Origin of the sequence: Amycolatopsis sp. NPDC049688 (assembly GCF_040674975.1) — a bacterium.
Lineage (GTDB): Bacteria > Actinomycetota > Actinomycetes > Mycobacteriales > Pseudonocardiaceae > Amycolatopsis.
Map to the genome: position 1 here is coordinate 395975 of NZ_JBFANY010000003.1, position 21367 is coordinate 417341.

Here is a 21367-nt window from a genome sequence, read left to right on the forward strand (position 1 = left end):
TCAGCCGAACGCGGCCAGCGCGACCGGTTCCCACTTGCGCCAGCCGTCGAGCCGTTCCCGGTACTCGGCTTCGACCGCCGCGAGCGACTTGCCGAAGAACATCCGGTGCGGCGGGTCGTCGGTGTCCGCGAGCTCCAGCATCGGCGCGCGGGTCGCCCGCGGATCGCCGAGGTCCCACTCGATCCGGGTCGCCTCGCGCACCGCGTCGTAGGCCGCGTCCGGCTCGCTCTGCCGGACGCTGGCGCCGCCGAAGTCCGTCCGGTACGGGCCGGGTTCCAGGCAGATCACGTCGATCCCGAACGCCGCGACCTCCTGCCGCAGCGACTCGGAAAGCCCTTCCACGGCCCACTTCGACGCGTGGTAGGCGCCGATGCCGGGGAACGCGCGGATACCGCCCTCGCTGGTGACCTGGATGATCCGGCCGCGGCCCTGGCGGCGCATGACCGGCAGGGCGGCCTGGGTCAGCCAGAGGGCGCCGAAGAAGTTCGTCTCGAGTTGCGCGCGGACCTCCTCTTCGGTGAGTTCCTCGACCATCCCGAAGTGGCCGTACCCGGCGTTGTTGACCAGCACGTCCAGCGAACCGAACTCGGCGGCCGCCCGCTGCACCGCCTCGGTGGCGGCGGCGCGGTCGGTGACGTCCAGCTGCAGCGGCAGCACGGCGTCGCCGTACCGGTCGGCGAGCGGACGGAGGCTCTCGACGCCCCGCGCGGTGGCCGCCACCCGGTCGCCGCGCTCGAGCGCCGCTTCGGTCCACTCCCGGCCGAAGCCCTTGGAGGTCCCGGTGATGAACCAGTTCTTCGTCATGACTGCTCCTCTCTACGTCCTGACATAACAGTAGCATGGACTGCATTAATGCGTCGCATGCTACGGTACTGGGCATGAGTGACGGCCGCCGTGAGCGCAAGAAGGCCCAGACCCGGTCCCGCATCCAGGAAGCGGCCCTGGACCTCTTCGCGAGCCAGGGCTACCGGGAGACGACGATCGCGCAGATCGCCGCCCGGGCCGACGTCGCGACGCGCACGGTGACGCTGCACTTCCCGGCCAAGGAGGACTTGCTGTTCGCCGACGACCCGTTCACGCCGGAGTCCCTGGCCGGGTGGCTGCGCGGGCGGCAGGGCCGGACGCTCGACGCGGTCCGCGACTGGATGCACGCGACCATGCGGGCGCTGGACGAACGCGACTCCGGGCTGGATCCCGCGCACGTGTGGCAGCGCCGCGCGGTGCGCGCCCGCCTGCTCATGGCCGACGACGACCTCCGCGGCCGCGCCCGCGCCGGCTACCGCGACCTGGAAGTCCTGGTGGCCGGCGGAATCGGCGAGGACATCGGCCTGCCCGCGGACGCGCTGCTCCCCCGGCTCACGGCCGTCACCGTCGTGACGGGGCTGCGCGAGATCTACGTGACGCGCGAAGGCCGGGCGCAGTCGGCGACGAGTGATCTGGCGCCGCTGGTCGACGAGGTGCTCGCCTTCGCCGAGGCCGGGCTGGCCCGCGGCGGGCCGCCGGCAGGGGAAATTTGCCCTGCTTGACCTCTTCTGGGGCGCCCCGCAATCCTGGGAGTCTTGTCGGCTTCCGGAGGGGGATCCATGCGACGGCTCGCCGTGCTGCTCTGCGCCGTTTTCCTGACCGCCACCGCGGTTCCCGCCGCGGCCGACACGCCGGCCGATCCGGTGCCCGGGGAAAGACCGCCGCTCGGGATCACCTGGGGCGCCGGGAGTTCCTACTGCCTCTACCAGTTCGGCGAGGACCGCGTGAAGGCCGCGGCCGACCAGCTCGTCGGCTCCGGCCTGCGGGACGCCGGCTACACGTACGTCATGCTTCCCAACTGCTGGCAGGCGGCGCAGCGCGACGCCGACGGCAAGCTCACCGCGGGCCCCGGATATCCGTCCGGCATCCCGGCGCTGGTGGACTACGTGCACTCGCGCGGGCTGAAGATCGGCTTCACCAGCGGCACCGGCGAGCGGACCTGCGGCCTCCAGGCGCCGGGCTCCCTCGACCACGAGGACCTCGACGCCCGGACCCTCGCCGGCTGGGGCGCGGACTACCTGCGCTACGACACCTGTTCCAGCGTCACCGCCGACGTGCCCGGCCGGGTCAGGAAGATGGCGGACGCGATCGCCCGCACCGGCCGGCCGATCACCCTCGAGATCGACGACACCGACCGCAACCTGAGCCCGTGGCTGTGGGCGCGGGCGGCCGGCGCACAGGTCTGGCGGACGTACCAGAACCCGACGTTCGACTTCGGGTATTCCGCGGGCAGCCTCGACAAGCAGTACGGCCTGGGGGGTTACCACGGCCCGGGTGGCTGGAACATGCCGGGCGCGTTCACCTTCAGCTACCTCGACACCGGCGAGCGCCAAGCCAAGCTGGGGCTGTGGGCGGTACTCAACGCGCCCCTGATCACCGACATGGCGCTGGCGGCCGACACCACCCTCCCGGCCGCCGAGCTGAACAACCCGGACATCATCGCCGTGGACCAGGACTGGGCGGGCGTCGCCGGGCACAAGGTGCGCGACACGGGCTGGACCGAGGTGTGGACGAAACCGATGTCCGACGGCTCGGCGGTGCTGGTGCTGTTCAACCGCGGCGACCTGGCCGCACCGATCACCACGTCGGTGGCCGACGCCGGCCTCCCGGCGGCGGCCGGCTACCGCGTCCGCGACCTGTGGACGGGCGACGAGACCGAAACCACGGGAGCTCTGGGCGGAACTGTCGGGCGGCACGCGGCCACGGTGCTGCGGGTGTGGCCGTCGAGTGGGGCGGCGGCCCCGCGGACGTCGCTCACGGTGGAGCTGCCGGACTCCGTGCCGCCGGCTCAGCCGGTGACGGCGGCGGTCCGGTTCACCAACACGGGCTCGACGCCGGTCACGGGGGCGCACCTGCAGCTGACCGCGCCCGCGGAATGGGCGTTCGACAGCCCGCCCGAGGCTTCGAGCGGAACGGTCGAGCCGGGTGCAACGTGGGAGACGGCGGTGACGCTGCACCCGGTCTCGACGGCGACGCAGCCGTTCAAGATGCCGGTTTCCGTCACGTACACGACGGCTTCAGGTTCGCGTGCTTCGGTGGCGTCGGCGGAGGCGCCGTTGCTGCTGGCGCCGAACCAGCCTTACACCAACGGGTTGCTGAACACGCAGCCGTGGATGTCCAGCGAGAACGGCCTGGGCCCGGTCGAGCGCGACAGCACGGACAACGGCCACCCGCTGACGATCAACGGCAAGACGGATTCCCACGGCGGTCTCGGCGCGCACGCCCCCTCGGTGGTGCGGTACTACTTGGGCGGCAAGTGCAAGACGTTCACGGCGACGGTGGGGGTGGACGACCGCGGGCCGGGCGGGACGCTGGGGTTCCGGGTTCTGGGTGACGGGGTGGAGCTGGAGGCGACCGGGGACATGCGGCACGGGGACGCGGCGCAGTACCTGGCGGTGCCGGTGAAGGGGGTGCAGGTGCTGGCACTTGCGGTGGACGACGCGAGTGACGGGTCGGTTGGCGACTGGGGTGACTGGTTGTCGCCGTACCTCGCGTGTTGACGGTGCAGATCCGGTGGTCCCGTATCCGCCGGCGGGTACGGGACCGCTGGGGCCCCCTTTCGCCGAAACGGGTGGGCCGGCTCCGCAGCCTCGTCAGGCGCGATCGCCGCAGGCAGCAGGTGGTCCGCGGGGTGATCGCGGAGCTGGGGATGCCGGTCGACCTGGATCTGGTGCAGTACCGGAGGTTGCGCGTTCGGGTCATCGGGGAAGATCTCCGGTCGGAGCGGCTGGGGACCCTCGGCATGCTCACGTGCCTCGTCGTCCTCCTCCCTTTTTCCTACCTGACGGCTCATCACTTCCAGGCATCCCCCACGCGAGGCACGACGGTCAGCGGAATACTCCTGTCCTGGCTCCTGCTCTTGCTGCTGTCAGGCGTGCTCCAGTGGGGACTTCGGCGTTTCCCGAGGGCAGGACTCCTCGTGTCGATGCTCTTTCTCATCGCGACAGAGACAGCGGCCGGGTTGATCGTGTACAGCGAGGTCGGAGGCAGCGGTCCGATCCACTCGGCCACCTGGGATCTCGTGGCGAACCCGTGGCTGTCAGTCGTGGTGCAGGCCGTCCTCCTCTTCGCGTTGTTCCTGACCGGCGCTCTCCTCCTGGCGCCGATCATCGTGTGGTCGGGAAAGCGGCGCCGGGTGCGCTGGAACCCTTCGGCCAACGCGGTGAACGACCTGTTCCGCTGTATCGAACTCGCGCACGACCGCGAACAGTTCAGGCAAGGGCAAACGAGGTACCGAATCGTCACCCACACGCACGAGGTCGCCCGCATCCTCCAGGACGGGCTGTGGCGGACGATGCCGGTGCGCAGCCCGCTCGCCGTCGAGGAACTCAAACGACGGTGCCTGCACGCCGGGCAATCGATCGAAATCCTCTGCGCCACCTTGGTCCTGCCGGACGCGAGCACCCGCGAGCGCTACCTCATCAAGACGATCCGGCTCGCCGAAACCCTCCTCTCCGGTAATCTCGGTGACCTGCCGGACGATGCCGACCGAGCCGCCTACACGATCCGCAACCGCATCGCCTCGGCGAAACGCCTGGCCGTGAAGGTGGCCGTCAGTGTCATCCCGATGGCCGCAGCACTGGTGCAGTGGCGTTTCCACATCTTCCCGGCCTCGGTGGACGTTCCCTTCCTGACCTTCGGCGGTGCGTGGCTGGCCACCTTCGCGCTGACCGCCGTCAGCCGTCATTACCCGGACGAAATCTCGCGATTCCCCGAGGCGCTGAACTTCACCAGAGGCGGCAAGTGAAAACCCGGCGGGTCACCCAGCTCCTCACCGGCCTCGTCCTCTACGGCATCAGCGACGCCCTCGTCGTCGCCGCCGGGCTCGGCGTCGAACCCTGGGATGCCCTCGCCCAAGGACTCACCCGCACTATCGGCCTCAGCATCGGCGTCTGGACCAACATCATCGGCGCCGCCGTCCTCCTCCTGTGGATCCCGTTGCGGCAGAAACCCGGGATCGGCACCCTCTGCAACGTCCTGCTCGTCGGCACCGCCATGGACCTCACCCTCGCCGTCCTGCCGCCGCTGCCGGCACTCTGGCTGCGGTGGGCCGTGCTCGTCGCCGGGATCGTGCTCAACGGGTTCGCCACCGGCCTCTACCTCGGGGCGCGGGCCGGGCCCGGGCCGCGGGACGGGCTGATGACCGGGCTCGCCGCGCGCGGGCACCCCATCTGGGCCGTGCGGTGGGGCATCGAACTCGCCGTGCTGCTGGTCGGGTTCCTGCTCGGCGCCACCGTCGGGATCGGGACCGTCCTCTACGCCTGCGCCATCGGGCCGCTCGCCCAGCTGTTCATGCCGATGCTGGACACGGACCGGGCGAAAGCCTGACGGCCGAACTCGCGGAACACCGCCGTGGACACCGGGTCGCGGCCGGCGTACCACTCCGGGTGCCACTGCACCGCCAGGCAGCCCGAATCCGTCGAGACCGCCTCGATCACGCCGTCGGCCGACACCGCCTCCACCCTCAGCCCCGGCGCCAGCCGGTCGATCGCCTGGTGGTGCAGCGAATTGACCGACACAGCCGTCGTGCCCAGCAACCGCCGTAGCACGCCGCCTTCGCTCAGGCGGACTTCGTGCGCCGGCAGGTACTGGCGGTCCCGGGGCTGCGAAACGTCCTCGCGGTGCGCACCACCGGGCAGATCCCGCAGCGTGCCGCCCAGTGCGACGTTCAGTTCCTGCAGGCCCCGGCAGATCCCGAGCACCGGCACCCCCTCCCGCAGCGCCGCCGGCAGCACCCCGAGCGCGAGTTCGTCGCGAGCCGGGTCCGCCGGGGCGAGCCGCGGCCGGCCGCCGTAGCGGGCGGGCTGCACGTCGATCTGGTGGCCGCCGAACACGACGCCGTCGAACCGGCCGAGCAGGTCCGCCAGGTACGGCGCCGGGCCGCCGACGACCGCCACCGCGCAGCCGGAAATCCGTTCCAGCGCCCGGACGTAGACCTCGCGCACGGCGATGTGCGAGACGTCGTCGACCGGTTCGGCCGACGCGGCCAGCGCCACCAGCGGCCGGGCGCTCACCGGGCCCGCTCCAGCGCCTGGGTGAGGTCTTCGAGGAGGTCGCCGGCGTGCTCCAGGCCCAGCGACAACCGGATCGAACCCGGGGTCACCCCCGCCGCGAGCTGGTCGGCCTCGGGCAGCTGGGCGTGCGTGGTCGACGCCGGGTGCGTCGCCATCGACCGGACGTCGCCGATGTTCGTCACGTGCGCGAACAGGCGCAGCGCCTCGATGAACCGGCGGCCCGCCGCCTGCCCGCCGGTGAGCTCGAACTGCACCAGCGGCCCGCCGTTGCCGCCCAGATAGCGCTCCAGCAGCTCCTCCTGCCCGGTCACGCCCGGGTGGCGCACCGAGGCCACCGCCGGGTGCGCGGCGAGGAACCGGGCCACCGCGGCCGCGTTCTCCCCGTGCGCCCGCATCCGCAGCGGCAGCGTCTCGATGCCCTGGATCAGCAGGAAGGCGTTGAACGGGCTCAGGCACGACCCGAGATCGCGCAGCAGCGTCTCCCGCGCCTTGAGCAGGTACGGGCTTCGGCCCAGCGCGCTGCCGAGCCCGGCGCCGGTCTCCGTCCAGACGACGCCGCCGTGCGCGGGATCGGGTTCGGTCAGCAGCGGGTGGCGGGCGGCGTGGCGGGCCCAGTCGAACGTCCCGCCGTCCACGATGAGCCCGCCCAGTGCGCTGCCGTGCCCGCCGATGTACTTCGTCGCCGAGTACACCAGGATGTCCGCGCCGAACGCCAGCGGGCGGCACACCATCGGCAGCAGCGTGTTGTCCAGCACCAGCGGCACCCCGGCCTCGTGCGCGAGCCCGGCGACGTCCTCGATGGGGAAGATGCGCAGCTTCGGGTTGGGCAGCGTTTCGCCGAAATAGCAGCGGGTGCGGTCGTCGGTGGCGGCGGCGAAGTTCTTCGGGTCCTCCGGGCTGACGAACCGGGTCTCGACGCCGAACCGGGCGAAGGTGTTGGCGAGCAGGTTCCACGTGCCGCCGTAGAGCTCGTCGGAACTGACGATGTTGTCCCCGGCCCGGCACAGGTTGAGCAGCGCGATGGTGGTCGCGGCCTGGCCGGAGCCGACGGCCAGCGCCGCCGGAGCGCCGTCGGCCGCGGCGATCCGCGCTTCGAGGACGTCGCAGGTGGGGTTGTTGAGGCGGGTGTAGGCGTGGCCGTCCTCGGTGAGGTCGAAGATGGCCGCCGCGGCCGCGGTGCCGGGCAGTTCGTAGGCGGCGGTCTGGAAGATCGGCGTGACCACCGGGGCGGTCGGCCCGGTGCGCAGTTCGGCGCCGGCGTGCAGCACCGCGGACTCCGGGTGCCGGTACTGCTTCGGCGCGGGTCGGTCAGCGGCCGGCATGGGCGGGCTCCCTCGGTTCGGACATGGACGTGACGATCGCGCTGACGGCGCTGGGCTGCCCCTGCGGCCCGCGCGTGAACAGCCCGCCCAGTGCGGCGTCCACCGCGGCGTACTCCGGATCGGCCAGCCGCACCCGCCGCGCCTTGCCGAGGTTCCAGAACGGCGTGCGCGGGTCGAGGTGGTGTTCCAGGTGGTAGTTGTCGTTGTGGATGCCGGTGAGGAACTTCTCCCAGCCGCGGCTCTTGCGGTTGCGCGTCATGTACAGGTCGACGCGGGCGTCGCGGACGAGCGGGGTGTGCTCGGAGAGCTCGATGTACCAGCCCAGGATCTGGAAACTGGTCAGGTAGGGCACGAACCAGAACAGCAGCAGTTCCGTCGTCCAGCCCTGGGACCAGCAGACGCCGAACACGGCCGCCCAGAACAGCCAGAAGCCGGCGCGGTCGAGCGCCCGCCCGCGGCGCCGGCCCTGCGGCCCCTGCTCGGCGCGGCCGCCGCGCAGCACCCGGTACCGGTTGCGGACCAGGTACCGCAGGTACGCCCAGGTCTGGCTGCCGAGCAGCGGCACCAGCACCACCCGGCGGACGTAGGCCCGCGGCGAGGCGGCCCGGTAGGCGCCCTGCTCGATGAAGAACCGCAGGTCCGGATCGCGGTCCGGGTCGCCCAGCCGCGGGTGGTGGGTGAACACGTGGGAGACCCGGTAGGCGTGGAACTGCTGGAAGATCGGGTACGCGGTCAGCACCGTGCCCAGCAGCATCCGCAGCCGGTGGTCGGCCGCGCCGACGCCGTGGGCGCAGTCGTGCAGGATCGTGGACAGCCCCCGCTGGCGGGCGCCGATCACCAGCACCGCCAGCGGGTAGAACCACCACGACACCGCGACGCACAGCGTCACGCACCCGGCGATCCAGGCGGCGTCCGCCAGCCAGGCCAGTCCGGCGTGCCAGTTGTCGCTGCGGTTGAGGGGTTTCATCCGGGCCCGCACTCCGGCGGGGAAGCGGTGCGTCCGGTACCGCTTGCCGTCGTAGGCCCATTCGGTGCCCGGCATCAGACGAGGGCGGTCAGCGGGACCCCGATCAGGGTCGGATCGAACCGGCTGACGCCGTCCAGCAGCTCGTCGATCTTCGTCATGACGGCGGGGTCGAGCACGACGTCGGCCGCCTTGATGTTGTCCGTGAGCTGCTCCGGGCGCGAGGCGCCGGTGATCGCCGTGGCGACGTTGGGGTTCTGCAGCACCCAGGCCAGCGCCAGCTGCGCCATGGTCAGGCCGAGCTGCTCGGCGACCGGGCGCAGTTCCTGCACGCGGCGCAGGACGTCGTCCTGCAGCCAGCGGACCATGTACCCGCTGCCCTCGCCGTCGGTGGCGCGGGAGCCGGGCGGCGGCTGCTTGCCGGGCAGGTACTTGCCGGTCAGCACGCCCTGGGCCATCGGCGACCAGACGAGCTGCCCCATGCCCTCGCGCTCGCAGGCCGGGATGACCTGGGCCTCGATCACCCGCCACAGCATCGAATACTGCGTCTGGCTGGAGATCAGCGGCACGCGCAGCTCTCGGGCCAGCGCGGCGCCGCGGGTGATCTGCTCGGCGGTCCACTCCGAGACCCCGACGTAGAGCACTTTGCCCTGCCGGACCAGGTCGGCGAAGGCCAGCATGGTCTCCTCCAGCTCGACCGTCGGGTCGAACTGGTGGGCCTGGTAGAGGTCGAGGTAGTCGGTCCCGAGCCGGCGCAGGGAACCGTGCGCCGACTCCATGATGTGCTTGCGGCCCAGGCCCTGGTCGTTGGGGCCGCCGGGGCCGGTCGGCCAGTACACCTTGGTGCAGATCTCCAGGCTCTCCCGGCGAAGGCCCGCCAGCGCGCGTCCCAGCACTTCTTCGGCGCGGGTGTTCGCGTACATGTCGGCGGTGTCGAACGTGGTGATCCCGGCGTCGAGCGCCGCTGCCACGCATTTCTTCGCCTGTTCCTCGGCCACCTGGGATCCGTGGGTGATCCAGTTCCCGTAGGAAATCCTGCTCACTGAGAGGCCGCTGCGGCCCAATCGACGATGTTCCATGCCCTATGACACTCCGGAAAAATTTCCGCACAGTCAACGTTTGGAATCGCGATACAAGGGGCCGGTGATCGGGTCATAGAAAGTGTTGATGAGCCCATCAACCGGGCCATGATCACGTTTGCCACGATCATTTTCCGCTGAGAGCGTGAAGTATCTGCCGGGGGAAATCGGACGGGGACAACAATGACTGACAAGATCATCGACGCCGCACGGGCGGCGACCGCCGCGGCCCCGCCGCTGGGCGACGAGGCCTACGGGCGGTTCTGCACCGGGCTGGCCCGTCGGCTGGCCGCGGCGTGGCCGCGGATCGGCGCGGCGAACGACGCCGACGTCCGACGGGCCCGGGACCAGGGCCTGCCGGACGTGCTCGTCGACCGGCTCCGGCTGACCCGCGACCACCTCGCCGATCTGGTGACGCTGACCTCGACGGTCGACGGCGAACTGCGGGAGCTGACCCGCCGCCCACCGGGCACGCCGATCGGCGACTGGGGCGTGCGGCACCGCGTACCGCGCCCGCTGGGCGTGGTGCTGATGATCTTCGAGGCCCGCCCGACGGTCACCGTCGAGGGTGCCCTGCTCAACGTCGCGGCCGGGAACGCGGTGATCCTGCGCGGTGGCAAGGAGATCGCGCGGACCAACGCCGAGCTCGGTGCCGTCGTCACCGCCGCGCTGGAGGACGCCGGGCTGCCCGGCGGCCTGGTCACCGTGCTGGACGACCCCGGCCGCGCGCTGCTGCGGGAACTGCTGCGCCGTCCCGACGCGATCGACGTGCTCATCCCCCGCGGCAGCCCGTCGCTGGTCGACTACTGCCACCGGGCGAGCACCATCCCGGTGCTGGCCAGCGGCGGCGGGGTCAACCACCTGTACGTGCACTCGAGCGCCGACCCGGCCCAGGCGGTCGCGATCGCGCTGGACAGCAAGCTGCCCGCCCCGGCCGGGTGCACGTCGCTGGAGATCGCGCTGGTCGACCGGCCGGTCGCCGACGGGTTCGTCGCCGCGCTGCTCGACGGCGCCCGCCGCGACGGGCGGCCGCTGACCGTGCGGGTCGGCGAGGGCATCCGCCGGCCGGAGACCACCGGGCCGTGGCGGGTGGAGGCCCTGGGCGAGCACGACTTCGGCCGGGAGTTCCTCGACAGCACGATCGGCGTCGTGGCCGTCGACTCGCCCGAAGAAGCGGTGGCGTTCATCCGGCGCCACGGCTCCGGGCACAGCGAGGCGATCGCCGCCACCGACCCGGCCGTCACCGCGGCGTTCACCGACCGGGTGGACGCGGCCACCATCGTCGTCAACGGATCCCTGCGGCTCAACGACGGCCCCACCCTCGAACTGGGCTCGGAGATCGCGATCAGCACCAGCAGGCTGCACGCCCGCGGGCCGATCACCCTCGCCGCGCTGGTGAACTACTGCTGGGTCGTCGAGGCGCACGGCCGGCTGCGCGAGGCGAGCTGATGACCGCCCCCGCCCGGCCGCCGCTGCTGCTGCCGCTCAGCCGGCGCCGGCAGGCCCCGCAGGCGGTGCTGGTGCACCCCGGCGGTGGCGGCCTGAGCCCGTACACGCCGTTGGCCGTCCGGCTTTCCCGTCGCGGCGGGGTGAGCGGGATCCGCGCCCGCGGCCTGTTCGCCGGCGAGCGGCCCGACACGGCGATCGACGTGATGGCCCGGCGGTACCTGCCGCTGCTGGACACCCTGCCGCACCGCCCGGACCTGCTGGTGGGCTGGTCCATGGGCGGGGTCCTCGCCTGGGAACTCGGCGCACGGCTCGCCGCGACCGGCCCGGCCCCCGCGGTGGTGATGATCGACAGCTTCACCCGCCGGGACGAGTTCCGCACCGCCGCCCGGCGCGACGACGTCGTCGACCGGATCATGCGGTCGGTGCACGCCCGGGTCGCCCGCCGCGACCAGCCGTGGGCCGAGGCCACCGCGCACGCCCACGTCACCGCGTCCGGGCGGCACCGGGTGACCACCGCCCACCCCGGCCCCGCGCTGCTGATGGCCTGTGCGAGCCCGCACCGGCACACGCAGGTCGAGAACTGGACCCGGCTGTCGGCCCGGCTGCGGACCCGCGAACTGGACTGCGGCCACTTCGACGTGTTCGGCCGGAAAGCGCTTCCGGCCGTGCTGGCCCACCTCGACGAATTCCTGAACGACCCGGAATCCCCGAAACCCCTTGGAGGGAAACGATGACGACCGGACCCGACCGCCCGACGGTCTCCGACTCGGTCAAACGCGTGGTGATCGCCGAATCCCGGCTTTCCCTGACGCCGGAGGAGATCCCCGGCGACGAACCGCTCAACGGCGACCTGCTGCGCCTCAACTCGCTCGGCTTCGTCGGCATGCTGGTGCACCTCGAGGACGCCCTCGACGTCACCCTGCCCGACGACCTGTTCGTCGGGCGCACCTTCCGGACGGTCGACGACCTCGTCGACGTCGTCGCCGAGGGTGCCGGCGAGACGGAGGAGGCGCGATGAGCACCGTGTCCCTGCCGACGAGCTGGCGCAGCGTGCTGCCGCACCTGGACGAGCCGCTGCCGCCCGACCGCAGCCCCGAGGTCGCCGCCGGCGGCTCGGACTCCGGCGTGTCGGTGAACCTGCCGTTCGCCCTGGTGCGCCAGTCCTCGCAGAACCGCGAGTTCTGGGACATCCCCGCCGAGGTGCTCGACGCCTACCGCAGCTTCCGGCCCACCCCGCTGTGGCGGGCACGCCGGTTCGAGGACGCCGTCGGCGCGCGGGTGCCGATCTACGTCAAGTACGAGGGCGGCAACATCTCCGGCAGCCACAAGCTGAACACCGCGCTGGCGCAGGCGTACTACTACGCCAAGGCCGGGGTGAAGGAACTGGTGACCGGCACCGGGGCCGGGCAGTGGGGCACCGCGCTCGCCGCCGCCTGCGCGATGTTCGGGCTGCGCTGCCGGGTGTTCATGGTCGGCACGAGCCTGCAGAAGAAGCCCTACCGGGGCACGCTGATGCGCAGCCTCGGCGCCACCGTGCACGCCAGCCCGAGCGAGCTGACCGAGGTGGCCGCCCGCACCGGCGGCGGGGTGAACAGCCTCGCCCTGGCCATCGGCGAAGCCGTCGAGTACGCCGGGCGCACCGAAGGGGCCGCGTTCTGCATCGGCAGCGGCGAGACCTACAGCATCCTGCACCAGTCCGTCATCGGCCTGGAGGCGATCGAGCAGCTCGCCGGGCTGGAGGCCACTGTGGACAGTGTGGTCGGCTGCGTCGGCGCCGGCTCGAACTTCGGCGGCATCGCGCTGCCGTTCTTCGCCGAGGCCGCCGCGACGGGTGTGGAGGGCCCGCGGCTGATGGCCGCGGAGTCCAGCACCACCCCGAAGCTCACCCGCGGCGTCTACGCCTACGACAAGACCGACGCCACCGGGGTCAGCCCGATGGAGGCGATGTACACGATCGGCAGCTCCTACCCGATCCCCGACTCGCACTCGGCGGGCCTGCGCTTCCACGGCGCCGCGAAGCTCATTTCCGCCATGCGGCACCGGGACCAGGTCACCGCCCAGGCGGTCGGGCAGGTCGAGGCCCTGGAGGCCGGGCAGGCCTTCACCCGCTCGGAGATGGTGCTGCCCGCGCCGGAGTCCGGGCACGCGCTGGCCGTGGCCGCGCGCCTGGCCGCCGGCGGCGGGTCTTCCCGCGGTGTCGTCGCCTGCGTGAGCGGGCACGGCTACCTGGACCTGGTCGCCTACCAGCAGCTGCTCGACGGCGAGCTCAGCACCGAGCCGCCCGCCGAAGAGGCACTGGTGACGGCGATGGACCGGCTGGAGCCGGTGTCCGGGCTCGTGGTGGCGGGGAGTGGTCGTCATGCCTGAAGCACTGGACCACCGCCTCTTCGACTGCGTCCAGGTCAACCTGGCCGAACTCGCCGATCGCCTGCACGGTGACGGCACCCACCTCGCGATGGGCCGCGTCCTGCGCTTCTGGCCCCGGCCGGGCGCGGACGGGCTGCCCACCGTCGAGCCGACGGTCGACTCGCAGGTCGCCGAATCCGCCGACCTGCTGGGCCTGCGCGTCACCCGGCGGGCGCGGATCGGCGCCGCGGAGGAGCTCGAGCCCGGCCCCGGCTGCTACGCGGTGGCGGACGCCTACCACCTGCCCTGGGTCCCCTACCACCGCAAGGAGCACCTGCAGCACAGCTTCCTGGCCGAGCCGGACGGCGACGGCGTCACCGTCGTCGACGGCTACCACAACGACACCCAGTGGGGTGCGGCCCGGCCGGGCCGGTGGACGCTCGGCCACGCGGAACTCGCCGAAGCCCTGCCCGAAGGCGCTCTGACGTACGGCATCGCCGCCGCGGACCGCCCGGCCGAGCGGACGCCGCTCGTGCAGCTGGCCGACGGGGACAAGTACGTCGCGGCGTACGCCGACTTCCCGGACCGGGTGCGGGCGTTGCGGGGCCTGACGCTGCAGACCTGGCTGCTCACCCGCAGCCGCCGCCTGCACGCCGCCGCGATGGGCACGGACACCGAAGCGGTCCGGGCGCACCTGGCCGAGTGGGACGCCCTCGCCAAGCAGGTCTACCTGGCGAGCCGCCGGGTCTCCGCGGGCCGGGAGGAGCCGCGCTCGGTGTTCGGCCGGCTCGCCGACTGCCTCGCCGCGGACCACACGGCGTTCGACACCACCGCCACCCCCACCGAGTCCACAGTGGACTCCGGGACGGTGCCGCCGGACGTGCGCGAGTCGGTCACCGCGGTGATCCGGACCGTGCTGGGCGCCGGGCCCGCCGAAGGCGACCGCACGCTCGGCGACATCCCCGGCTTCAGCTCCTTCCGCATGATGGAGATCGTCGAGCGGCTCGAAAGCGACCTCGGCGTCGAGTTCGCCGCCGAGGACCTGGTCCCGGAAAAACTCACCCACGTCGACGGCCTCTGCCGTGCCGTCCTGGACGCAGGAGGATCACGATGACCTACTCCCCCCGGGTGCTCCACGAACTGCTCGACCACGCCGCCCGGCTGTGGCCGAACCGGACCGCGCTGACCTGCCGGGACACTTCGGTGACCTACGGCGAGCTCGCCGCCGCCGCCCGGCGCGTGGCCGGGTCGCTGGCCGCCCGCGGCGCCCGCCGCGGGGACCGGCTGCTGATCAACGCCCCGGCGAGCACGCTGCTGCCCGCCGTGGTCTTCGGCGCCGCCCGCGCCGGCGTCGCGTTTTCCCTGCTGCACGAACAGGTCCGCGGCAGCAGCCTGGACCACGTGCTGGCGGATTCCGAGCCGGTGCTGGTGGTGACCGGCGACGAGGACGTGCGGCGCTCGGCCGACGCGGCCGGCGTCCCGTCGGCCTCGGTGGCAGACCTCGCCGCCGGACCCGGTACCGACGTCACGCTGCCCGCTCCCCCGCTGCCGGTGGACCCGGTGTGCCTGATCTACACCTCGGGCACGACGTCGCTGCCCAAGGCCGTGGTCAGCACCCACCAGCAGCTGCTGTTCGCCACCGGGGCGATCGCGTCGGTGCTGGAGTACCGCACCGAAGACGTGGTCTACAGCCCGCTGCCGCTGTCCTTCGACTACGGGCTGTACCAGGTGTTCCTGTCCGTCACGGCGGGCTCGAACCTGGTACTGGGCGCGCCCACCGAGGTGGGGCCGTCGCTGGTGCGCAACCTGGTCCGCGCGAACGCGACCGTGCTGCCCGCCGTCCCGGCCGTCGCCGAGGCGCTCAGCGCGCTGCTGCGGCGCCGCCCGAAGCCGGCTCCGGCGCTGCGGCTGCTCACCAACACCGGCGCGGCGATGCCCACCGGCACGCTGGAATCCCTCCGCGCGGCCATGCCGGCCCTGCACGTCCAGCTGATGTTCGGGCTGACCGAATGCAAGCGCGCCACGATCATGCCGGTCGACGGCGACCTGGACCGGCCCGGCTCCAGCGGCCGCGCGCTGCCCGGGACCGAGGTCTTCGTCATCGGCGAGGACGGTGCGCGGCTGCCCGCCGGGGAGATCGGCGAGATCGTGGTGCGCGGCCCGAACGTGATGGCCGGGTACTGGCGCCGCCCGGAGCTGACCGCGCAGAAGTTCCCGCGCGTGGACGGGCTGTTCCCCGAGCTGCGCACCGGCGACTACGGCCGGCTCGACGAGGAGGGCTACCTCTACTTCGACGGCCGCCGCGACGACATCTACAAGGAGCGCGGGTTCCGCGTCAGCGCCACGGAAGTCGAGACCGCCGCCCGCGGCGTGCCCGGCGTCCGCGAAGCCGCCGTGCTGGTGCCGAAGGACACCCGCCCGGCCTGGCTGTTCGTCACCGGCGAGCTGGCCGCGGAAGGCGTGCTGGACGGGATGCGCACCCGGATCGAGGAGTTCAAGATCCCGGCGAGCTGCCTGCGCGTGGAGGCGCTTCCGTTGACGGGCAACGGAAAGGTCGACCGCAAGGCGCTGGCCTCGATCGCGGAGGAGGCGTCCGGTGGAAGCGCTCGCTGAACGCCCGGTGGCGGTCGCGGACCTCGCCGGAATTCCCACCCCGGCCTACGTCTACGACCTCGCCGAGGTCCGCCGCAACCACCGGCGGCTCGACAGCGCGCTGCCCGGCGGTACCGGGCTGCTGTACTCGCTCAAGGCCAACCCGCACCCGGACGTGCTGGGTGCGCTGCGCGAAGCCGGCGCCCGCCCGGAGGTCTGCTCCTCCGGCGAGCTGCGGGCCGCGCTCGACGCCGGCTGGAGCGGCGACCGGGTGCTCTACACCGGCCCGGCCAAGCGGGACGCCGAGATCGCGGCCGCGCTGCGGGCCGGGGTGCGCGAGTTCTCCGTGGACTCCCCGCACGCCGTCACCCAGCTCGACCGGCTCGCCGGCGAGGCCGGCGTCCGGGCCCGCTACCTGCTGCGCGTCAACGACGACCAGCCGGTGCCGGGCCAGGGCCTGGCGATGACCGGCGTGCCCTCGCAGTTCGGCGCCGACACCGGCTGGATCCTCGCCGAGCCCGGGCGGTTCGCCGGAGGCGAGCACGCCGAGGCGTCCGGGCTGCACCTGTACATGGGCACCAACCTGACCGAGGTCGACGACCTGCTCGGGCAGTTCGGCCGGGCGCTGGACACCGCCGCCCGGCTGCGGGCCGCCCTCGCGCCGCACGGCGTCCGCCTCCGGACGTTCGACCTCGGTGGCGGCTTCGGTGCCCCCTTCGCGACGGAGGGCACCGCGGGCGAGCTGCCCGGCCTGCGCGAAGGGCTCGAAACGCTACTCGCCGAGAAGCTGCCGGGCTGGCGCGAGCAGGGCCCGGAGGTGGTGTTCGAGTCCGGCCGCTACCTGGTCGGCACGGCGGGCACGCTCGTCACCGCGGTCCTGGACGTCAAGAAGTCGCAGGGCAAGGACATCGTCGTGCTCGAGTCCGGCATCAACCACCTCGGCGGCATGTCGGGGATGCGGCGGCTGCCCCCGCTCTCGCCGCGCGTGCTCGGCCCGGCCGGCCCGCCGGTGCTGGACGCGCTCGTCGCCGGCCCGCTGTGCACGCCGCTGGACACGTGGCACCGCAACGCAAAACTGCCCGAGCTGAGCCCCGGCGACCTGGTGACGGTGCCGAACGTCGGCGCCTACGGGCTGTGCGCCAGCCTCGTCGCCTTCCTGGGCCACCCCCTGCCGGCCGAGGTCGTCGTCGACGGCGACCGGCCCGGCACCCCCGCGCGGACCTCCCGCGTGGAACTGGTCAGGACCACTGACCGAAACGATGAGGAGTGAACCGATGGACCCCCGCATGGCGGAACTGCTGACCCCGTACCTCAAGTTCCTCAACGGCCGCGAGCTCGGCCCGGACGACTCGCTGCGCGAGCGCGGGCTCGACTCGATGCAGTCGATCAACGTGCTGTTCGAGATCGAGGACGTGTTCGGCATCTCCCTGCCGGACGAGGACATCACCGACGCCACCTTCGCCACCGGCGCCACCCTGTGGAACGCGGTGCACGCCCAGCTGGAGCGCGAGGGGGTGATGTCGTGACCACCGCCCCGCTCGCCGAGCTCACCGCGCGCGTCACCAAGGTCGCCGAGGAGCACGTCCGCGAGACCGACTCCGCCGCCGCGTTCCCGGTGCAGGCCCTGGACGAACTGCGCGCCACCGGGCTGCTGGGCCTGCTGGTGCCCTCCGGAGACGGCGGCCTCGGCGGCTCGCTGGCCGACGTGCTGACGACCAGCACCGAGCTGGGCCGGGTCGACATGTCGCTGGCGATGGTCTTCGCCATGCACTGCCAGCAGGTCGCCGCCGTGCTGGCGCACGCCGAAGGCCGGCTGCGCGCGGAACTGCTGCCCGAGATCGCCGCGGGCCGGCTCTACCTCGGCTCGGTCACCACCGAGGCGGGCAAGGGCGGTCACCTGCTGACCGCGGAGTCCGCCGCGGCCTGGCGCGACGGCGAGCTGCTCGTCGACCGCTTCGCCCCGATCGTCACCGGCGGCAAGCACGCCGACGGATTCCTGATCACGATGCGCGCGCCCGACGCGGAAGCGGACAACCAGGTCTCGCTCGTCTACGCCGCCCGCGACCAGCTGGAGATCGAAGAGGCGGGCGGGTGGGACCCGCTGGGCATGCGCGCCAGCGACAGCGGCGCCCTGCGGCTGCGCGGGCGGCTGCCCGCCCACCAGGTCGTCGGGCGGCACGGCGACTTCCACACCATCGTCACCACGGTGTTCGGCCCCCTGGCCCACCTCGGCTGGGCGTCCTGCTGGCTGGGCACGGCGGCCGGGGCGCTCTCCCGCGTCATCCGCTCGCTGCGGGGCAGCCGCGGCCGGACCGACCTGAGCTCGGAACTGCTGCTGACCCGGCTTTCGCGGGCGCGCCAGCGGCTGGACACCGTGCACGCGCTGATCGGGCACGCCCGCGAGGTGGTCGAGTCCACTGAGGACCTCAGCACGCCGAAGGTGCAGCTGCTGGTCAACGCCGTGAAGATCACCGCCGCCGAGGAGTGCTACCGCGCTGTCGACGAGCTCGTCGACAGCGTCGGGATGCGCCACGGCTACCTGCGCGACTCCCCGACACGGCTGGAGCAGTCGCTGCGGGACCTGCGCTCGGCGGTGCTGAACTACAGCAACGACCGGCTGCACCTGGCCGACGGCCGGCTCACCCTGCTCGACCAGGAGGTGCGTTTTGCCTGACGCAGCCCTCCTGGACGGCACCCTGCTGTCCACTGCGGACGCCGAAGCCGGCGGTGCCCGGGTGTGGCGGGAGCTCGGCGCGGCCGGGGTGCTGCGGGAGCAGTACCGGCGGCGCACCGCCACCGGGCTGGTCGCCGACCCGGCGCGGCTCGCCGCCACCCTGCGCGCGGTCGACGCCCGCGGCGACAACGGCGTCACGCTGAGCGTGCTGGTGCAGTCGGCGAGCGCGCTGCCGATCCTGGCCACCGCGACCGGCCCGGCGTTCGACCGGGTCGCCGACGGCGAAGCCGAGGTGGCGCTGGCCGCCACGGACGCCGCGGCGGCCGGCTCCGATCTCACCGGGCTGGGCACGGAGGTCGAGCTCGACGGGGACGTCGTCCGGCTCGAGGGCGCGAAGCGCTGGGTGACGACGGCGACCCGCGCCGAGTACTTCCTGGTGCTGGCCCGGCACCGGCCCGGCCGCCACTTCACCGCGTTCACCTGGGTGCTGGTCCCGGCGGACACGGCGGGCGTGCGGGTCACTCGCGCGGCGACGACCCTGCTCGCGGGCGCGGGCACCGGTCACGTCGAGTTCTCCGGCGTGCGGCTGCCGTCGTCGGCCGTGCTCGGCCGGCCGGGCCGCGGGCTGGCCCTGTTCGCCCGGCACATGGGCACCGAACGGCTCGCGGGTGCCCAGTGGGCGACCGCGCTCACCAGCCGCGTCCTGGCACAGACCAGGACCCGGCTGAGCCGGCGGGCGATCGACGGCCGCGCGCTGTGGGACCACGACACCGTCCGCCAGGAGTTCGCGGGCTGCCTGGTGCGGGTGCGCGAACTGCGCGCGCTGTACGAGGCGCTGGGCGAGCGGGTGGTCGAGGAGCACGACCTGACGAGCGGGGCCGTCCTGAAGGCCGCGGTCGGTCTGACGGCCGACGACGTGCTGTCGCGCTGCGCGCGGTGGCAGGGAGCGGACGGCTTCGCCGACGACGGCCTCCAGCTGCTGCGCGCGGAGGCGGCGGTGTTCGGCATCGGCGGCGGCGTGACCGAGCTGATGCTCGGCACGGTCGCGGACGGCGCCGAGGCACTCCTGGCGGAGCTGCGCGCATGAGCCCCGACATCGCCGAAATCGCGCCCGGCGTCTGGCTCGCTTCGGCCACCCTGGCCGACGATCGCCCCAACGTGCCGTCGGGTGCACCCAACGCACCGAATGCCACATTGGGTGCGCTGGACGCACCGAACGCCACATTGGGGCGTTTGGGGACGGGGGCCGCAGGGGCCTTCGCGGAGGTCCGGGGTGGGCTGCCCGCCCTCGCCGCCGACCTCGCCGAGCCCCGCCGGCGCCGCACGGAGTACCTGGGCGAGCCGGCCACCCTCGCCGCCGACCTCGCCGAGCCCCGCCGGGGCCGCACGGAGTACTTGGGCGAGCCGGCCGCCCTTGCCGCCGACCTCGCCGATGCGCGTACCCGGCCGCGCTGGCGCCGGGCGGAGTTCCTCGCCGGGCGGCAGCTGCTCCGGTGGCTGCTCCGGCGCGTCCGGCCGGAACTGGCCGCCCTCCCCCTCCGCGCCGATCCGGCCGGGAAGCCGCGGCTGGCCGGGGCGGGAGACCTGCCCGGCATCACTGTCTCCCACGACGGCGACCGGATCGCCGCGGCCGTGTGCGCGCACGGGGATGTCGGCGTCGACGTCCAGCTGCCCCCGGCCGAACTGGCCGACTCGACCGTCCGCCGGTGCCTCGGCCGGCACGCCCCGGCCGTCGCCGCGCTGCCGCGGGGCCGCCGGGCGCGTGAGTTCGCCTGGGTGTGGACCGTGCAGGAGGCGTGCGTCAAGGCCGCCGGCACCGGGCTGGCCGGGCGGCCCTGGGCGATCGACGTCCCGCCCGGCGCGGTGTCCGGGCACTGGGGCGGATTCACCTGGCTGAGCCTGCGCCACCGCTCCGCGGTGCCGCTGAGCTGCGCCTTCCACCCCCCAGACCTTCCACGACCACGGAGGCCCCCATGCACCTGATCGACGCTCCGGACGTAGTCCCGGAACTCAGCTGCTACACCACCAACCTGGTGGCCTACCTCGAACCCGGCGACCCGAGCGTGAAGACCCGGCTGGCGCACGCCGTGCGGCTGGCCGTCCGGTCCGACGACTGCGGCCTCGTGTTCTCGCAGCACACCCGCGTCGACGACACCGGGCCGCCCGGACCGCTGGGCTACCGCGGCGCCGCGAACTGGGCGGAGGCCGCCGGCCACCTTGAGGCCGAGCTCGCCCGCTCGGGACGCGTGCTGGCCGTCGCCGACACCTTCCGCCTGCCCTGGTCGCCCGCCTTCGAGACCGCGCACTCGCCGCACTGGCTGCTGCTGCTCGGGCGGCGCGACGACCGGTGGCTGGTCGCCGACCACTTCCGCGCGCTGACCCCGCTCGGCGCGCAGGAACCGTTCCTCGGCTGGCTGGACGACACCGCGCTGGAACTCGCGCTGGCCCCGCACGGCCCGTGGCCGGCGGAAATCGCCCACCGCGACCGGTACGCGCTCGGCGCCGCCGTCGAACCGGTGCACCCGGAGCTGTTCCGCTGGCTGGCGCGGGGCGGTGTCCCGGCCGGCCCCGATCCGGGCGGCTGGAGCTGCGGCCTGCCCGAGGTGATCGAGCGCGTCAGCGGGGTGCTGGCCGAGGACGAAACCGCCGCCGCCCGCTACGGCGACGACCTGTGGGCGGCGAGCCGGCACTACACCTACCGCCTCGACGTGCTGGCCGCGACCGGCGAGATCGGCGCGGACGAAGCCGCCGCGGCCGCGGTGAGCTGGACCGAACTGCCCAAGGTCGTCCGGTTCGCCGCGGCGTCCGCCGCCCGGGGCAAACCCCGCGCCGGGCTGCTGCAGCGGACCTTCGAAGACCTGCTGCGCACCAACGACAAAACGTGCCCGCAAAGGGAGGCCTGA

General features: G+C 73.2%; 21 protein-coding genes. 16 read left to right on the forward strand and 5 right to left on the reverse strand.

Annotated elements, in window-relative coordinates:
- Positions 1-804, reverse strand: coding sequence for an SDR family NAD(P)-dependent oxidoreductase (locus AB0J55_RS12805; protein ID WP_364246866.1), 804 nt, complete (start codon positions 802-804; stop codon positions 1-3).
- Between the two features lie 74 nt (positions 805-878).
- Here AB0J55_RS12805 and AB0J55_RS12810 point away from each other — a divergent pair, with 74 nt between their 5' ends.
- From AB0J55_RS12810 to AB0J55_RS12825, 4 genes are all read left to right on the forward strand, one after another.
- Complete coding sequence (locus tag AB0J55_RS12810; protein ID WP_364246869.1) at positions 879-1526, forward strand: TetR family transcriptional regulator; 648 nt, start codon at positions 879-881, stop codon at positions 1524-1526.
- Between the two features lie 57 nt (positions 1527-1583).
- Positions 1584-3524, forward strand: coding sequence for an NPCBM/NEW2 domain-containing protein (locus tag AB0J55_RS12815; protein WP_364246872.1), 1941 nt, complete (start codon positions 1584-1586; stop codon positions 3522-3524).
- Positions 3525-3655: 131 nt separating this feature from the next.
- Positions 3656-4771: a hypothetical protein gene (locus AB0J55_RS12820; protein WP_364246875.1), complete on the forward strand. Its 1116-nt coding sequence runs from the start codon at positions 3656-3658 to the stop codon at positions 4769-4771.
- A complete protein-coding gene (locus AB0J55_RS12825) occupies positions 4768-5352 on the forward strand; it encodes a hypothetical protein (RefSeq protein ID WP_364246878.1) in 585 nt (194 codons plus the stop codon). Before AB0J55_RS12820 ends, AB0J55_RS12825 begins: the two co-directional genes overlap by 4 nt.
- Here AB0J55_RS12825 and AB0J55_RS12830 read toward each other — a convergent pair.
- The 4 genes from AB0J55_RS12830 to AB0J55_RS12845 are packed head-to-tail and all read right to left on the reverse strand — an operon-like array spanning position 5280 to position 9403.
- Complete coding sequence (locus AB0J55_RS12830; protein ID WP_364246881.1) at positions 5280-6038, reverse strand: gamma-glutamyl-gamma-aminobutyrate hydrolase family protein; 759 nt, start codon at positions 6036-6038, stop codon at positions 5280-5282. The genes AB0J55_RS12825 and AB0J55_RS12830 overlap by 73 nt on opposite strands.
- Positions 6035-7360: a PLP-dependent transferase gene (locus AB0J55_RS12835; RefSeq protein WP_364246883.1), complete on the reverse strand. Its 1326-nt coding sequence runs from the start codon at positions 7358-7360 to the stop codon at positions 6035-6037. The genes AB0J55_RS12830 and AB0J55_RS12835 overlap by 4 nt, the downstream gene beginning before the upstream one ends.
- Complete coding sequence (locus AB0J55_RS12840; protein WP_364246886.1) at positions 7347-8402, reverse strand: fatty acid desaturase family protein; 1056 nt, start codon at positions 8400-8402, stop codon at positions 7347-7349. The genes AB0J55_RS12835 and AB0J55_RS12840 overlap by 14 nt, the downstream gene beginning before the upstream one ends.
- The gene (locus tag AB0J55_RS12845; RefSeq protein ID WP_364246889.1) at positions 8402-9403 is read right to left on the reverse strand and encodes an aldo/keto reductase family protein; all 1002 of its coding nucleotides are present in this window, start codon (positions 9401-9403) and stop codon (positions 8402-8404) included. Before AB0J55_RS12845 ends, AB0J55_RS12840 begins: the two co-directional genes overlap by 1 nt.
- Before the next feature lie 183 nt (positions 9404-9586).
- Here AB0J55_RS12845 and AB0J55_RS12850 point away from each other — a divergent pair, with 183 nt between their 5' ends.
- Genes AB0J55_RS12850 through AB0J55_RS12905 form a run of 12 tightly spaced genes read left to right on the forward strand, consistent with a single transcriptional unit; the run spans position 9587 to position 21367 of the window.
- Positions 9587-10852 carry a glutamate-5-semialdehyde dehydrogenase gene (locus AB0J55_RS12850; protein ID WP_364246892.1) on the forward strand — a complete coding sequence of 422 codons (1266 nt, stop codon included), beginning with the start codon at positions 9587-9589 and terminating at the stop codon, positions 10850-10852.
- Positions 10852-11586 (forward strand): alpha/beta fold hydrolase, encoded by a 735-nt coding sequence (locus AB0J55_RS12855; RefSeq protein ID WP_364246894.1) that lies wholly within the window; start codon positions 10852-10854, stop codon positions 11584-11586. The genes AB0J55_RS12850 and AB0J55_RS12855 overlap by 1 nt, the downstream gene beginning before the upstream one ends.
- Positions 11583-11870: an acyl carrier protein gene (locus AB0J55_RS12860; RefSeq protein ID WP_364246895.1), complete on the forward strand. Its 288-nt coding sequence runs from the start codon at positions 11583-11585 to the stop codon at positions 11868-11870. Before AB0J55_RS12855 ends, AB0J55_RS12860 begins: the two co-directional genes overlap by 4 nt.
- The gene (locus tag AB0J55_RS12865; RefSeq protein WP_364246898.1) at positions 11867-13219 is read left to right on the forward strand and encodes a TrpB-like pyridoxal phosphate-dependent enzyme; all 1353 of its coding nucleotides are present in this window, start codon (positions 11867-11869) and stop codon (positions 13217-13219) included. Before AB0J55_RS12860 ends, AB0J55_RS12865 begins: the two co-directional genes overlap by 4 nt.
- Positions 13212-14312: an acyl carrier protein gene (locus tag AB0J55_RS12870; RefSeq protein ID WP_364246900.1), complete on the forward strand. Its 1101-nt coding sequence runs from the start codon at positions 13212-13214 to the stop codon at positions 14310-14312. Before AB0J55_RS12865 ends, AB0J55_RS12870 begins: the two co-directional genes overlap by 8 nt.
- On the forward strand, positions 14309-15811 hold the full coding sequence (locus AB0J55_RS12875; RefSeq protein WP_364246902.1) for a class I adenylate-forming enzyme family protein: 1503 nt from the start codon (positions 14309-14311) through the stop codon (positions 15809-15811). The genes AB0J55_RS12870 and AB0J55_RS12875 overlap by 4 nt, the downstream gene beginning before the upstream one ends.
- Entirely contained in the window at positions 15795-17060 is a 1266-nt protein-coding gene (locus tag AB0J55_RS12880; RefSeq protein WP_364246905.1) for a type III PLP-dependent enzyme, read from the forward strand. The genes AB0J55_RS12875 and AB0J55_RS12880 overlap by 17 nt, the downstream gene beginning before the upstream one ends.
- 4 nt (positions 17061-17064) lie before the next feature.
- Positions 17065-17316, forward strand: a complete 252-nt coding sequence (locus AB0J55_RS12885) for a phosphopantetheine-binding protein (RefSeq protein ID WP_364246908.1) — start codon at positions 17065-17067, stop codon at positions 17314-17316.
- Positions 17313-18464: an acyl-CoA dehydrogenase family protein gene (locus AB0J55_RS12890; protein ID WP_364246910.1), complete on the forward strand. Its 1152-nt coding sequence runs from the start codon at positions 17313-17315 to the stop codon at positions 18462-18464. Before AB0J55_RS12885 ends, AB0J55_RS12890 begins: the two co-directional genes overlap by 4 nt.
- The gene (locus tag AB0J55_RS12895; RefSeq protein WP_364246913.1) at positions 18457-19551 is read left to right on the forward strand and encodes an acyl-CoA dehydrogenase family protein; all 1095 of its coding nucleotides are present in this window, start codon (positions 18457-18459) and stop codon (positions 19549-19551) included. The genes AB0J55_RS12890 and AB0J55_RS12895 overlap by 8 nt, the downstream gene beginning before the upstream one ends.
- On the forward strand, positions 19548-20447 hold the full coding sequence (locus AB0J55_RS12900; protein WP_364246916.1) for a 4'-phosphopantetheinyl transferase superfamily protein: 900 nt from the start codon (positions 19548-19550) through the stop codon (positions 20445-20447). The genes AB0J55_RS12895 and AB0J55_RS12900 overlap by 4 nt, the downstream gene beginning before the upstream one ends.
- Positions 20438-21367 (forward strand): hypothetical protein, encoded by a 930-nt coding sequence (locus tag AB0J55_RS12905; protein WP_364246918.1) that lies wholly within the window; start codon positions 20438-20440, stop codon positions 21365-21367. Before AB0J55_RS12900 ends, AB0J55_RS12905 begins: the two co-directional genes overlap by 10 nt.

Bases quoted from the DNA above. Each gene is read 5' to 3' on its own strand.
- AB0J55_RS12900 (WP_364246916.1), top strand. From the start codon at position 19,548: ATGAGCCCCGACATCGCCGAAATCGCGCCCGGCGTCTGGCTCGCTTCG.
- AB0J55_RS12905 (WP_364246918.1), top strand. From the start codon at position 20,438: ATGCACCTGATCGACGCTCCGGACGTAGTCCCGGAACTCAGCTGCTAC.
- AB0J55_RS12845 (WP_364246889.1), bottom strand. From the start codon at position 9,403: ATGGAACATCGTCGATTGGGCCGCAGCGGCCTCTCAGTGAGCAGGATT.
- AB0J55_RS12860 (WP_364246895.1), top strand. From the start codon at position 11,583: ATGACGACCGGACCCGACCGCCCGACGGTCTCCGACTCGGTCAAACGC.
- AB0J55_RS12875 (WP_364246902.1), top strand. From the start codon at position 14,309: ATGACCTACTCCCCCCGGGTGCTCCACGAACTGCTCGACCACGCCGCC.
- AB0J55_RS12840 (WP_364246886.1), bottom strand. From the start codon at position 8,402: ATGCCGGGCACCGAATGGGCCTACGACGGCAAGCGGTACCGGACGCAC.
- AB0J55_RS12835 (WP_364246883.1), bottom strand. From the start codon at position 7,360: ATGCCGGCCGCTGACCGACCCGCGCCGAAGCAGTACCGGCACCCGGAG.
- AB0J55_RS12850 (WP_364246892.1), top strand. From the start codon at position 9,587: ATGACTGACAAGATCATCGACGCCGCACGGGCGGCGACCGCCGCGGCC.
- AB0J55_RS12855 (WP_364246894.1), top strand. From the start codon at position 10,852: ATGACCGCCCCCGCCCGGCCGCCGCTGCTGCTGCCGCTCAGCCGGCGC.
- AB0J55_RS12805 (WP_364246866.1), bottom strand. From the start codon at position 804: ATGACGAAGAACTGGTTCATCACCGGGACCTCCAAGGGCTTCGGCCGG.
- AB0J55_RS12815 (WP_364246872.1), top strand. From the start codon at position 1,584: ATGCGACGGCTCGCCGTGCTGCTCTGCGCCGTTTTCCTGACCGCCACC.
- AB0J55_RS12865 (WP_364246898.1), top strand. From the start codon at position 11,867: ATGAGCACCGTGTCCCTGCCGACGAGCTGGCGCAGCGTGCTGCCGCAC.
- AB0J55_RS12810 (WP_364246869.1), top strand. From the start codon at position 879: ATGAGTGACGGCCGCCGTGAGCGCAAGAAGGCCCAGACCCGGTCCCGC.
- AB0J55_RS12870 (WP_364246900.1), top strand. From the start codon at position 13,212: ATGCCTGAAGCACTGGACCACCGCCTCTTCGACTGCGTCCAGGTCAAC.
- AB0J55_RS12885 (WP_364246908.1), top strand. From the start codon at position 17,065: ATGGACCCCCGCATGGCGGAACTGCTGACCCCGTACCTCAAGTTCCTC.